This window comes from Faecalispora jeddahensis (genome assembly GCF_000577335.1).
GTDB classification, from domain to species: domain Bacteria; phylum Bacillota; class Clostridia; order Oscillospirales; family Acutalibacteraceae; genus Faecalispora; species Faecalispora jeddahensis.
The window spans coordinates 24,068-37,364 of sequence record NZ_CBYL010000021.1; the positions used below are offsets into that span (position 1 = coordinate 24,068).

Consider the following 13,297-nt stretch of genomic DNA (forward strand, 5'->3'; position numbering starts at 1 on the left):
CGATTCCTCCTATCAGGCCATCTCATGGCCCTGTTTTGATTGGCTGCCGTCCGCAGCCTTGATAGCCTCATATTCGGCTATCAGCTTTTCAGGCTCTTTGTATTCATGGGTGAACACGGGTCGGCCCAGCACTTTCTCCACCGCTTCCTGATAAAGCTCCAGAGGCATGCAAAGCCGATCTTCATATAATTGAAACTCCACAATTTCCTGTGGGGATTTCCCCTCGTACCAGAGGCTTTCAGTCTTGGCAATCGCTTCTCTCGGCGTCATACTCTTTTCCTCCATATGTTTCCTCATTGTATTTCCACCATCTGCTCCCATTGCAGAATGAATCGTCCCTCAATAGTGCGGTTGTCATGGTGGTGCCCGAAAAACCAATAGTCGAAGCTGCACCGGCGTTTGACCGTTTCCAAGAAGCCGGTCAGACGGTCCGGCTTGTAGGGATGGCATACCTGTGCCGCAATGCTGTCGGGACCGCAGTGGGTCAGGATGCAGTCCACATGCCAGCCGGCGTTCTCCAGATTCTTCAGGGCCGTTTCGTATTCCTCATCGCAGGGCAGTTCCTCTTTCCACCATGAAATATGGTTGATACGGTACAGCGCTTTGTGTCTGTCCAGTACCTGCTTGCGATACAGGAAGTCGGGATCGTCCGTCTTTAGTATGCCTGCGCTGATATCGTGGGAGACAGCGCCGCCCTTCCATTTCATGGTCGGAAAACGGTTCAGCAGGTCAAAGTTTTCGTGGTTGCCGTCTATAAACAGCGTGGTGAACGGCTGATTGTTCAGCCAGTCCAGATCCCGGTTCGATTGGGGTGTTTCATCCCATATCCCAAAATCGCCGCAGACAATAATATAGTCATCCCGGCACAGGCTCTACCCTGCGGGAAAGTATTCCTTTTCAAATCTGCGGAAATTACCGTGGGTGTCTCCTGTAATATAAATCATGGTCGGTTCCTCCGTTACATGATCTGCTCGATTTCCGTTCCATCCTTGAAACGGATAAGCAGTTTATCTTCACCCAGCACTTTGATGGCGCCGATGAGCTGCCACACCGTCAGCTCGTCAAAGCAGGTGATTCCAGTGTCCACTTTGTCCAGCTCAGCGGCGATCTGCTCGGCTCGTTTATCTGCCTGTGCGATGCCCTGCTGGTTTTTTTCCAGCTCGTTGCGTTTTGATACCAGTGCGGAAAACTCCATGCTGACTTCATTCAAGTCCTCATCGTATTGGGTGGAGTTTGCGCCCACAGACGCTGCGAATTGGAGGAGCTCATATTGCCGTGCCCGCAGCTCCGACAGTCTGCTGTCGATGGCTGCGATGCTTGTTTCTCCGCTGTTCCCTGAAAGGGCGGACAGGATGCTGTCCTGCAGCAGAGATTTCATGGTTTTCAGGCTGAACATTTCGTTCATGGCAGAGACCACGGCGGTGTGGATTCGCCCTTCTTCCAGCGTAGGGGAATCCTTGCAGAACTTTTTGCCGTTCTCCAGCCGGTTGATGCACCGCCAGACGATTTTCTTGCCCTCCGGCCTCGTCCATGTGACACGGCGGTAGGGGCTTCCGCAGTTCCCGCAGGATAAAAGTTCGGTCAGCACATACTTGCCGCTGTACTTGGCAAGCTCGGTTTTAGCGTTTGCGCTGACCTTTCTCAGGCTGGAACGGCGGGCCATTTCCTCCTGCACCCGCTGGAAGGTCAGCTTGTCGATGATGGCGGGATGGCAGTTCTCGACATAATATTGGGGAAGCTCTCCGTTGTTCTTCTTTGACTGGCGGGTGAAGAGGTCAGCGATGAAGGTTTTTTGTAGCAGGGCGTCCCCGATGTATTTTTCGTTTTTAAGCATGCCGCGGATGACGCCGTCATTCCATTTCTCCTTGCCCCGCACCGTTTTGATGCCGTCCGCCTCAAGGTCAGCGATGATTTTAGCGACGCTGTGCCCGACCAGATATCGGGAGAAAACCCTGCGGACGATTTCCGCTTCCTCCGGGTCAATTTCCGGCAGATCGTCCTCGCCCTTGCGGTAGCCGAGGAATCCCGCATAGTGGTAGTAGACCTTGCCGTCCTTGAAGTTCTTGCGGTGACCCCAGCGGATATTGCCGCTCATGGATTCGCTCTCGGCTTGAGCCTGGCTCATCATGAAAGTGAGGATCATCTCATTGTCCATGTAGAGGGTGTTGACATTCTCCTTTTCAAAGAAAACCCCAACGCCCATTCGCTTGAGCTTGCGGACATAGTCGAGGCCGTCCAGCGTATTCCGGCAGAACCGGGATACCGATTTGGTGATGACCAGATCCACCTTGCCTTTTTCACAGGCTTTGATCATCCGCAGGAAATCCTTGCGCTTTTTGGTGGAGGTGGCGGTTTTGCCCTCGTCCGCGAACATATCCACCATGGTCCATTCGGGCTGGGCGGCGATTCTTTCCGTGTAGTATTCAATCTGCGCCTGATAGCTGTCGAGCTGTTCCTCGGAGTTGGTGGAAACCCGGCAGTAAGGCGCCACACGCAGGGCTTTTTTGCGGATATCCTTTTGGGCGTATATCGGATCGGCAGGGATAAGCGTTACTTTCCTTGTTGCTGTCGCAGGCATCGTCCAATCTCCTTTCCATTCGCTTCAAGGGTTTCTCCGTTGATGAGCCGCAGCTCCAAGCCGCCGCCTGTAAACTGGATTTCCTGTACGGCGGTTTGGAGGATTTCATTGCGGAGCTCATCGTCCATCGGGCGCTCTGTGATTCTCTCCCGCAGTATCTGCATTTGGTGATAAGGAGTATAATCGGGCAGTCCGCTGTATTTTTCGGCGGCGCAGGCCAGTATCAGCATTTTGGTGTATTCTACACCCGGCTCCGCTTTGTTCAGCTCTCGGATCACCTCATTCTGGATACGGGCTGCCTCCAGCGTCATCTCTCCAGCCTGCTGTGGGAGGGGCCAGACAAAGAGGTCGGGTTTCTGAGCCAGTGCGTTCAGCCGTCCTGTCAGGGCGGTGTGGGTGTCCTCGTCTTCTATGTAGCGGCGGTTGGCACATCCTTCCGTCTGGCAGTACCAGCGAACCTTGTTGGATGCTCTTGTGTCCCTGGCCATCTTCCCGCCGCACACACCGCAGACCGCCTTTTCACGGATAGGCTTGATGTACTCCGGGCATGGGGTGTAGGTATTTTTATCTCCCCTGATAAGCTGGACACGCATAAAGGTTTCCGATTCGATGATCGGCGGGTATTCTTTTTCTCCGAGGTAGCGTTCATTTTCGAGGATGCGCTTGACCATGTGCTTATTCCACTGGTCGGTGTGCTTGTGATAGGCGATGCCCCGGAGCATCATCTCATCGGCAATCTTGCTGTAGGCCATCCCCTCGGAGTAAAGCCTGAAAATCTCTTTGACGGCTGCCGACTCCGTGGGGCAGCACAGGATTTCACCGTTTCTCATCATATAGCCGAAGGGGATTTTTCTCTGCCATGTCATGCTACCGCACCGTCCTTTCTATGGTTTCCTTCAGGGTGAGCCCGTTGTATAGGGTGAGGTTCATCTCGGTTTCCGAGGAGATGGTGATGTTCTCCACCAGCGTTTCAAACAATTCCTCAGTGAGCTCCCCTAAGTGCTCAGGGCTGGACTCCAGATAATCCAGCATTGTTTCCGTGGCCTTGATCTGCCCATCCTCGCCGGTGGTTTCCATGATGCGGCGGCGCAGGCGGCGCAGTTCCCGCAGCTTGAAGTCAATATCGCCGGTTTGGGATAAATAAAGAGCAGAATCTACGTATCCCTTCGACTTGAGTCGAACAAGAACGAGATTCTGCTCGGTTAACTGTGCTATTTCCTTATCTATGTCGTTAATCTTTCGATTGGAACGGAGTTCCTTTTCTCTCAGCTCGGTGAGCTGTCTTAGGAGCGGTGACAGGATTTGCTCACGGTGCCGTTTCAGCTTGTGGTACATTCGGAGGATTGCCGTGATAATCTGTTCCTCCGGTACCTGAGAAATCGGGCAAAGGTCTTTATGGCTGTCATGTCTCCGGCAAGCCCAGTAGACCTTTTCATTGACGATTTTTCTTCGGAACAGGGTACCGCAGTTTCCGCAGTGGAGTTTCTTTTTCAGCAGTGCGGAGGAAACCGTGCCCGCTATCTGCAACCTACGGGTTTCCAGAAGTGCCTGCACCCGCTGGAATTCATCCTTGGAGACAATCGGCTCATGGCAGTTCTCCACGAAGTATTTGGGCCTCTCTCCTTTATTCCGCACCTGCCGGAAGGGGATGTCGTTGGTAGCGAAGCTCTTTTGCCAGACCATATCCCCGGTGTAAGAGATGTTGGTCAGGATATACCCTATCGTGGTTGAATACCACATCTTTCGGTCTTTTGTGCGTGGGATGCCCAGCCGGTTCAGCTCGTTTGCGATATCTTCCTTGCCCTGACCGCTCAGATAGGCGGTGAAAATGCGGCGCACCACCTCGGCCTGCTCAGGGATGATTACCAGGGTGCGTTCCTCCAGCTTATAGCCGTAGGGGGTTGTCGGTGAAACGTAATCGCCCTTTTCCATTCGGATGCGGACGCTGATCCGCATATTGTTCGAGTGGTTTTGGGATTCCATCTGCGAGAAGGCGCCGTAGATGGTGGCGATCTGCTCCGAGGTCATCTTGCCGGTATCAATGTTTTCCTTTTCAAAGTGGATGGAGACGCCCAGCCGGAGGAGCTCCCTCACATACTGGATATACTCCTTGGTGTTCCTCGCAAAGCGGGATATGGATTTAACGAGGACGCGGTCGATTTTTCCGTCCCGACAGTCCTGTATCATGCGGTTGAAATCGTCCCGTTTGCTTGCCACAAGGCCGGTGATTCCTTCGTCAGCGTAGATGTCCGCCAGCTCCCAGCCCTCATGAGTGGCAATGTTTTTGGTGTAGTAATCCACCTGTGCGATATAGGAGTTCTGCTGGTCTTCCGAGTCGCTGCTCACACGGGCGTATGCCGCCACACGGAGCTTTGCCATCTCTTGCGATTTTGCTGATATGACAGTGATTTTCGGCGGTTCCGCCGATGCTAAATTGGGGTTATACATCTTTTTCCCCTCCTTTCAACGACATACACTACCACACCTCCCTGCACATAGCTACTGAATCATTGAAAACAAACAGAAAACAAGACAGGGGGTCAGCAAGGGGCGATAATGGTGGGCCGCAGCCTGCGTTCCAAGTCCTTTTTGACCTTTTCGATTTCCGACTCCGTCATGCCCTTGGCGGCCGCAAGCTGCACGAGCTGCTGCAGGGCGGCAACGAACATGAGGTTATCGGTTACCTGGGTGTTTGTCATGGCGTTTCCCTCCCAAATAAAAAAATCGCCGGACTCAGTCCGACGCTGATAGAAAGTGCCTGGTTGATTTCTTCCATCTCCTGCTCGTCCAGCCTGCCGATAAAGCCCCGAAGCCGGATCCGGTCAATGGTGCGTATCTGCTCCAGAAGTGCAAAGGACTCCCTGGACAATTTGCCCACACCGGTAATAGCTGTATGAGTTGGCAAGGGCTTTTTCGGCCTGCCGGTGATGGCACAGACGATGGTGGTGGGGCTGTGGCGGTTTCCGATATTGTTTTGCAGGACAAGTACGGGGCGGATGCCTCCTTGCTCACAGCCCACAACGGGGTTTAAATCGGCGTAGTAAATATCGCCGCGGCTGATCTCTTGCTTTATTGTGTCCAAAACTTTGCACCTCCTTGATGTGAAATCCTCTTTTTTCTTAATGACACAAATATAGGGACCGCTCCGCTGTGAAGGCAGAGCGATCCCCATCGCTTCTGACATTAAGTCATTTTACTGTAATCAAGGCGCTTAATTCGACACTACTCCCCAAGCGCACTGTGCAAAGCAATGCCTTGCACAACAAAGGCGACGGCCTGAACTGCGGCTGGCTTCACCGCATCATGGGAATTCCACCCCCGCCAGGATCTCTGCCGGCTGCCCTCATTGCGTGATCCCCCGGTCAGGGGGGGCTGTGACTGGACAGAAGTATCAATATAGGCTGGCGGGATTATTGCGAGACAGGCTGCCACAGCCTGTTTTCCGGTCGGATGGGTACCGCTTTGCACCTTATTTGGCCGTCTTTGATAGGAGCAGAAAGAAACGAGCGAACAGAAAAGGGAGTGATTTCGCTTTTCTTGCTGCCTGCCTACAGGTGGTCTTGGCGCATCCTCCGGAGTCGCTTTCCCTTTTGGGGTCCGTCAGCTAACGTATTCAGGTCGTCGGATATGAAATTTTCAAAGAGCTGTGAGGGAGAATAGAAAAACCCCCTCACTACTAAGCCGATTTCGTGAGGGGGTTGAGCGGAATTATTTTTAAATTTTCATAAGTTTTTTTAGTTTGACCAGAATTCTGTGTCTCCGGTCATTGATGGTTTTCTGTGGAATGCCGGTTTCCGCAGCGAGTTGACGCTCACTTTTATTCTGAAAAAACAGAGTAAAAATTAGCTCCTGTTCGTCTCTGGTGAGCTGTGAGAGGCACTGGTGGAGCTTTTCTGCCAACAGCTTGTCCACTGCGGCATCCTCCACACGGGGAGAAACAAGGTCGGGAATTACATCCTCACCATTGGTTCCCTCCGTATCCAGGGCGCTGTAATAAAACACGCCGTTTGTCGTATCCCTTTCCTCCAGATAAGTTTCGCGGCGCTTCATGCGGTGATAGGTCAAATAGACTTCTTCGCTGACAGGGACGAGCTGCCCCTGCACCTTAATTCGATATTCTTTTTTCTCTGCCATATGGCTTGTCCTCCGTTTTCTGAAATTTTGATGGTGAATCAAAATGTCAGAAGCGGAGGAGCGCGGCAGCGCGGAATAACTTCGCCTATATAAAAAACAGCGAAAAACACCCCATTATTTGGAATATTTAGTCGCTGTATAGATTTTCTTGTCGAAAGAAAAAAGTCAGCACGATGCCCACGGCAAAATGCTGACTTTTTTAACCTTGCATAATTAAATTGTAGAGGTAAAGGAGGGTATGTACAAGTTGCTCTGTCTCTATTTACACCTCGTAGAAAGATAAAAAGGTTGAGTCATACAAACTACCCCTTTCGCCATGATGTATAACGAAAGCCGATATCCTGATGCCTGAAATGCTCGATAAAAAGCGTAAAAGCCTGTCCTCAACATGAGGGCAGGCTTCGCACAGTTTTAGCAGCCAGACTATCATAGTATCTTAAAATACCTTAGACCCTCGGCTTTGCGTCCCTGCCTTTTAGCAGGTTTGCCCTTGTTTTTATTTATTTTTTCCAAGCCTACATTACGATTTTTCTGTATGTTCCATCGACTGTGCTACACCTTCTTTATCTTGAATTGATCGATCATATAGGGCTGGCCATCGTTTTTGGTTTTTGATATTTGGTATGCAGTTGCCGTGAGAACATTTCCGTCAATGGTTATGCTCATAAAGGTTTCCTGGTTTTTCATGTCTGGATCACCCTTGTACGGACCCTTTGCAACATCAAATAAACTCAGATAACTCTGACTCAGTTTGGGATTCTGATAATAATGCTTTGTTCCGGCAGTACCGGGCGTCAGATAAAGAGGCCCCTTGGGGTCAATCATGCATTCGATTGTGCGGTCCCCCAGGCGTTCCGTCACCGTGGTTTTCTTAGTGGCAGCTCCATTCACAATGGGCTTGCTTCGCTCATATACATGGTCATGTCCCTGCAGCACAAGATCAACGCCAAGCTCATTGAAGAGCGGGGCAATTTTTGTGCGCGTATCTTTCACATTGGAGTCAGAGGAATGCTCCGCAACCGTATACGGACCTATATGTATAACAACAATAATCCACTGCGACCCTGCTTTTTTTGCGGCTTTAATATCGGATTTCAGCCAATCCACCTGTGCATCCGTGAAACTTTTATAACTACCTGACGATTCGTTTGTGTTCAGCACGACAAAATGCGCGTTGCTGTAGTCCACCGAATAATACGCTCCTGTCTTCGTCGCCGCCGCAGGTGTGTCAAGGTTGAAATGGTCAATAAAGGTGCTGTTCCCGACATCATGGTTGCCCACAGCAGGCATGATAGTCGTATTTATTAGGCTGGACTTTGAGGTTTGCAGCAGCAAATTCCATAATTTCTCCGATTTGTTATCCACCACATCGCCGTTGTGAACGATAAACCCGGCATTTCCCGCCTGGGACAACGCTTTTTTAATCGTGTCCGCAGTTACATTCGCTCCCGCTTGGTCGGCAAACTGCGTATCGGATAAGTCAATAAAGGTGAAAGAACCTTTTTCGGGCGCCGTGGTAAAAACAGCCGGCTCACTCCAGATGTTTAATTTAGCGTCTCCAACACGATAGTCATAGGCCGTATCGCTTTTCAGGCCGGTGGCGACGGCTTTGTGGACGACCTCCTTGGGTGAATTATTCGATTTTCCGACAGTACCTTGAAAAATGATTGCCTGGCTAAAATCCGACAACAGATCTTCTTTTCGTTCAACCACTTGGACATCGCTGGTTTGGGAACCGCTGTCCGTGTACCAGGTGAAGCCCTTGGAGGTAGTCGCTTCTCCGTAAAAGGTGACTGTAATTTTACTGATACGTGGAGAAGCAACTATCGGTTGTACCACTTTTGGAGTGGGCGCGCTTTTCACTGGTTCCGGGATCACTGAGGAAACCAGTTGAGCGGAATACGTTTCCTCGGCAGACACCGCAGATTCCGTGGAAAGGGATACGGAATCTGCTATGCCAGCGGCTTGTCCGGCATTGCCACAAGCGGTTACGGTTGTCAGGACCAGTGCAATGGCGACGATCAATGCGAGCCCTTTCCCTTCGTGGGAAAAACTCCTTTTTTTGTTTTTTCGATGTGTGTTAAAAATATTCATTATGGTTTCACCACCTTTCTTACTCCAGCCAATAGGGTCTTTATATGAAGGCCCAAAATGAACACAGTCAGCGCCAGCTCATAGAATAGCCAATGTTGGCTTCCTATAAAAAGAATAGCAACCTGTGCAAGTAGGATGACCGTGTTGCCAATGAGCCACGGAACGCCCAAGGTCATTTTGATGAAGGATCGGCTATGAATTGCCCGAATCAAAAACATGGCGAGGTAGCTGAGTAGCGTGGATAACCCTGCGCCCTGGATGCCGAATATAGGAATCAGTGCAAAGTTGAGAACAATGTTGATGCCGGCGCTGACGAGCGTCGTCATCAGGACGTGTCCGCTTTTCTTCTCATTCATGTAGATGCTGCTTAAAAAGGTGGCAAAACAGGAGAACACCGTTGCCAGCAACAGGATAGGCATATATTGCCATGCGCTGTAAAAGCTGTCGGAGACAAGCACTCTGGTGATGGGCTGTGCAAGAGTAATCAGCGCCGAGGTCACCGTGAATACAAGGGCGCTGTAAACGCTGAAAACCTTGGAGAAAAAGTAAGCGCCATCCTCTTGCCGGTATTCCTTGACGGATGAAATCTGCCAAGCGTCCATAAAGATTACCGCCATGATGGTAATAATGGTTGGTATTTTATAGGCAATCGCATACAGTCCGGTTGCCTCGTTTCCGATCAGGTACGACAGGATATACCGATCCGAGAGGTTGATGATCCAGATGGAAACGGTGGTGGGGATCAGCGGCAGGGCATATTTCAACATGCTGACAGAGGCATCCCTGTCTATGCTTTTCAGGCTGAAAAAGCGGTAGAGCCGCGCCGCAAAGAACAGAACGACCATAGATATGGTGTCTGACAAAACCGTCGCCAGCAGGTATCCCGACACACCCATGCGTAACACCACCAAAAAGATGATATTCAGGACAACGGTGAGTGCTGTCCGCAAAAGCCCGTCAAAAGCATAGAGCTTCACATATTCCTGTGACCGAATAAAGTTGGAGCACAAGGAGTGAAGCGCAGCCACAAATACGAAAAGGTAGGCATACCGAATGTTGGCAGCGAGAAAGCCTATGTTCATAAGCAGCGGTTTGGCAAGCCACAAAAGGGAAAAACCAGCCAAACAGGTCAAGAGCCCAAAGGAGAAAACACCTTTTTTGTTTACGCTCTTGTCAAGCCCAAAACGTATCACTGCATTCATGATGCCGGCCGTCGCAATCGGTAACATCAGGTTACATGCCTGAACAACCAGATCAACCTCTCCGTACTCCGCGCTGGATAAGGTGCGGGTATAGAGAGGCAGCATCAGAAAGACCAGGAATTTTGAGCTGAAGGTCCCAATCGCAAAGGTAACAGTATTGGACGCCAGTTTTTGGTACCGATTCATTTTACCTCGTCTTTCCCGGCGGTTCCGCGTGGGCTTAGAAACCTCTTTTTAATGAAGATTACCCCCACCACGATGGCGATGACCGCCAAAACTCCAACAGCGATAATCGAATACACATTGACATAGTTCGCAATGTTTCCCCAGGCATCCCCGGCAAACTTTCCGAGGAATACCAGCACGGTATTCCAGATGGCTGTGCCAGCCGCAGTTAAAAGCAGGAACGAGCCCATCTGCATTTTAGCGGCACCGGCCGGTATGGAAATCAGGCTCCGCACGAGGGGGATAAACCGGCAGAAGAAAACCGTCTTGTTCCCATGTTTGAAGAACCACCCCTCCGCTCTGCGTACATCTTCCTTTTTCAAATGCAGCCTGCGGCCGAGCTTGCTTTCAAAGAGCCGCTCCAGCCTTTCCGCATTCAACAGTCTGCCAAGGTAATACAAAACCAAGGCCCCGGCCACCGCTCCAATGGTGGCGGAAAGGATCACCCCCCACACATTCATATTGCTGACCGTCGTCAGAAAACCGCCAAAGGTCAGGATTACCTCGGAAGGAATGGGCGGGAATATATTTTCAACCGCAATTAAAAATGCGATTCCGATGTAGCCAAAGCCGTTTATGATGTCAATCATCATTTGTTCCATAAATATTCCTCCAATAAGGCTGCAACCGCACGATCAATATGTGTGCCTTCGCAGATTTCATCATTTGCGGTCATTTTAACAGTTCAAAATAAACTGCAGTCAAATTAAAGTTAAACTCTGGATAAACTACTCAAAAAACGGCTTTGCCTATTTGACAAAACCGTTTTTTTATGCAATATAGAAAGGAAAACGCACTTTACCGTATTGTTTATCTCCTGTTTAAGACCAATCGGGAAATATATGCTATACTTTAAATATCCCTGAGCGAGGAGGCACCTTAAAATGAAGATAAAAGAACGCTTTACAAAAAATATAAATATAAAGAAACGATTGGTGATTTCCAACATCCTGATGATTACTGTCCCGGTGGCGATTACCGCTCTCATTGGCGCTCTATGCGTGGGCGTCATCTGGCTTTCGATTCAATACGGCGCGGGGCTGGGCTTTGAGGACAGCGAGGACTTCTATCGGGCCAGCCGCAGCGTTTCTATGCTTGTCGAGCAATCTCTGAGGGAGGGAACCCATAAAAACCAGGCGGAGGATTTGGCGGGCATCAGCGGCCTGCTGGACAAAAATGCTATGGCCTTGTCTGTGGATTCTGCCAACAAGAATATTTATCAATACGGGCACACAACCGATTCCGACACTACCCTATTAAATGCGGTAGACGCTTTGGGTGGCAAAGGATTTGTTTCGAGCGGCAGCCGGGAGTTGTATGTCCATTCGGCTGAAATTGACGGAACTTTCTATCGCATCTCCATCTTTAACAGTCCTTCCGAGCTGTCCTACGAGACACTGAAGGTCGCCGTTGTGCTCTCCGCCATTGTGCTGATTTTTGCCGTTCTCTTTTCTATCCTGCTCACAAACCGTTTTCTCATCCGGTTTGTATTTCGGAAGATTGAGCGACCACTGGACATTTTGGCGGACGGTGTGCGCCAGATCAGTGACGGGAATCTGGAGCACCGCATCGACTACAGCGAGCAGGACGAGTTTGCACCCGTCTGCGCCGACTTTAACGAAATGGCCGCCCGCCTCAAAGCCTCGGAGGAACGGACGGCGCAGCATGAGCAGAGCCGTAAGGAATTGCTGGTTGGGATATCTCATGACCTGCGCAGCCCCCTGACCTCCATCCAGGCCTATGTGGAGGGGCTTTTGGACGGCGTTGCCCAAACGCCCGAAGCACAAAGAGGGTATTTGGCGATCATCAAGAGCAAAGCCGAGGACATCGACCGCATGCTCTCTAAGATCTTCCTGTTCTCCAAAATGGAGCTTGGCGAATACCCGGTGAGTCCGGAGCTGCTGCAGCTGGATGATGAAGTGCGGCAGCTTGTGCGGGCGTTGGAGACAGAGTATGAAGAAAAGGGCTTGACCCTCACCATCGGTTCTCTGGCTCCGGCCACAGTGTATGCCGACCCAGACCAGCTTCGCCGGGTGCTCACCAACATCATGGAGAACAGCGCGAAATATAAATCGAAAGATATGGGGACTATGACCATCTCCCTGCGTGAGGAAAATGGATACTGCCTGTCCCTCTGCGACGACGGTCCGGGTGTGCCAGAGGAGGCGCTACCTCACCTGTTCGAGGTATTCTACCGCAGCGACCCGTCCCGGCAGAATCCTCACCGCGGCAGCGGACTTGGTCTTGCCATCTCTGCCAATGCGGTGCGGCGCATGAATGGAACCATAGAGGCAACAGCCGGGGGACAAGGCGGGCTCGACATTACGATCTGCCTGCCGAAAGTGGAGGAATGACATGGAGAAAATACTGATTATAGAAGACGACGCAGCAATCGCTGCTATTGAACGTGATTACCTTGCTATTGAACATTTTGAAGTTGAAATTGCCCCAGATGGGGTGATGGGTATTGAGAAAGCCTTGCGAGGCGGCTTTGATCTGATCCTGCTGGATTTGATGCTGCCCGGTATCGACGGCTTTGCCGTCTGCCGCAAGCTGCGGGAGGAGCTGGACATCCCTATTCTGATGGTTACCGCCCGGCGAGAGGACATTGATAAAATACGCGGGTTGGGGCTTGGTGCAGACGATTACATCGAAAAGCCCTTTTCTCCAAGCGTATTGGTGGCGCGGGTAAAGGCGCATCTGGCACAGTATGCCAGGTTGAAAAAAACAGATCAGGTGGTGTCGGTGCAGATTACAATCGGTGGTATTATAATCAATACCGATACCCATAGGGTCTATGTGGACGATAGGGAGATTGAGCTGAAAAACAAGGAATACGAACTGCTCTTGTTTCTGGCGCAAAATGCCGACATCGTGTTTAACAGGGAAACCCTTTACGAACGCATTTGGGGCATGGACGCCCTGGGAGACAGCGCCACCGTCGCCGTCCACATTAACCGACTGCGGGACAAAATAGAGAAAGACCCAGGCAATCCCCGGTATATCCAGACGGTGCGGGGCGCGGGGTATCGACTCAAAGGATGAGGACAGATATCATGTTCAA

General features: G+C 50.9%; 13 protein-coding genes and 1 riboswitch. Of the genes, 2 read left to right on the forward strand and 11 right to left on the reverse strand.

Features of this window, described 5'->3' with window-relative positions:
• Positions 1–12 precede the first annotated feature (12 nt).
• The 11 genes from TY09_RS09510 to TY09_RS09555 form a co-directional block, all read right to left on the reverse strand.
• Complete coding sequence (locus TY09_RS09510) at positions 13–270, reverse strand: DUF7736 domain-containing protein (protein WP_042433569.1); 258 nt, start codon at positions 268–270, stop codon at positions 13–15.
• A gap of 23 nt (positions 271–293) precedes the next feature.
• Positions 294–869: a metallophosphoesterase gene (locus TY09_RS09515; protein ID WP_411918479.1), complete on the reverse strand. Its 576-nt coding sequence runs from the start codon at positions 867–869 to the stop codon at positions 294–296.
• 89 nt (positions 870–958) lie between these two features.
• On the reverse strand, positions 959–2,578 hold the full coding sequence (locus tag TY09_RS09520) for a recombinase family protein (protein WP_042433572.1): 1,620 nt from the start codon (positions 2,576–2,578) through the stop codon (positions 959–961).
• On the reverse strand, positions 2,551–3,444 hold the full coding sequence (locus TY09_RS09525; protein WP_042433574.1) for a recombinase family protein: 894 nt from the start codon (positions 3,442–3,444) through the stop codon (positions 2,551–2,553). Before TY09_RS09525 ends, TY09_RS09520 begins: the two co-directional genes overlap by 28 nt.
• Before the next feature lies 1 nt (position 3,445).
• Complete coding sequence (locus TY09_RS09530; protein WP_042433578.1) at positions 3,446–5,026, reverse strand: recombinase family protein; 1,581 nt, start codon at positions 5,024–5,026, stop codon at positions 3,446–3,448.
• Between the two features lie 92 nt (positions 5,027–5,118).
• Entirely contained in the window at positions 5,119–5,277 is a 159-nt protein-coding gene (locus TY09_RS18610; protein ID WP_180951079.1) for a hypothetical protein, read from the reverse strand.
• Entirely contained in the window at positions 5,274–5,660 is a 387-nt protein-coding gene (locus tag TY09_RS09535) for a type II toxin-antitoxin system PemK/MazF family toxin (RefSeq protein ID WP_042433581.1), read from the reverse strand. The genes TY09_RS18610 and TY09_RS09535 overlap by 4 nt, the downstream gene beginning before the upstream one ends.
• A gap of 632 nt (positions 5,661–6,292) precedes the next feature.
• Positions 6,293–6,712, reverse strand: coding sequence for a sigma-70 family RNA polymerase sigma factor (locus TY09_RS09540; protein ID WP_042433584.1), 420 nt, complete (start codon positions 6,710–6,712; stop codon positions 6,293–6,295).
• 410 nt (positions 6,713–7,122) lie between these two features.
• Positions 7,123–7,211: riboswitch (cyclic di-GMP riboswitch) on the reverse strand.
• Between the two features lie 53 nt (positions 7,212–7,264).
• A complete protein-coding gene (locus TY09_RS09545) occupies positions 7,265–8,806 on the reverse strand; it encodes a purple acid phosphatase family protein (protein ID WP_052335593.1) in 1,542 nt (513 codons plus the stop codon).
• Entirely contained in the window at positions 8,806–10,194 is a 1,389-nt protein-coding gene (locus TY09_RS09550) for an oligosaccharide flippase family protein (RefSeq protein ID WP_042433587.1), read from the reverse strand. The genes TY09_RS09545 and TY09_RS09550 overlap by 1 nt, the downstream gene beginning before the upstream one ends.
• A complete protein-coding gene (locus tag TY09_RS09555) occupies positions 10,191–10,835 on the reverse strand; it encodes a DedA family protein (protein ID WP_042433590.1) in 645 nt (214 codons plus the stop codon). Before TY09_RS09555 ends, TY09_RS09550 begins: the two co-directional genes overlap by 4 nt.
• 282 nt (positions 10,836–11,117) lie before the next feature.
• Here TY09_RS09555 and TY09_RS09560 point away from each other — a divergent pair, with 282 nt between their 5' ends.
• Both TY09_RS09560 and TY09_RS09565 read left to right on the forward strand, forming a co-directional pair.
• Complete coding sequence (locus TY09_RS09560) at positions 11,118–12,587, forward strand: sensor histidine kinase (protein WP_042433593.1); 1,470 nt, start codon at positions 11,118–11,120, stop codon at positions 12,585–12,587.
• A 1-nt stretch (position 12,588) separates the two neighbouring features.
• A complete protein-coding gene (locus tag TY09_RS09565; protein ID WP_042433597.1) occupies positions 12,589–13,278 on the forward strand; it encodes a response regulator transcription factor in 690 nt (229 codons plus the stop codon).
• The last annotated feature ends 19 nt before the right edge of the window (positions 13,279–13,297 follow it).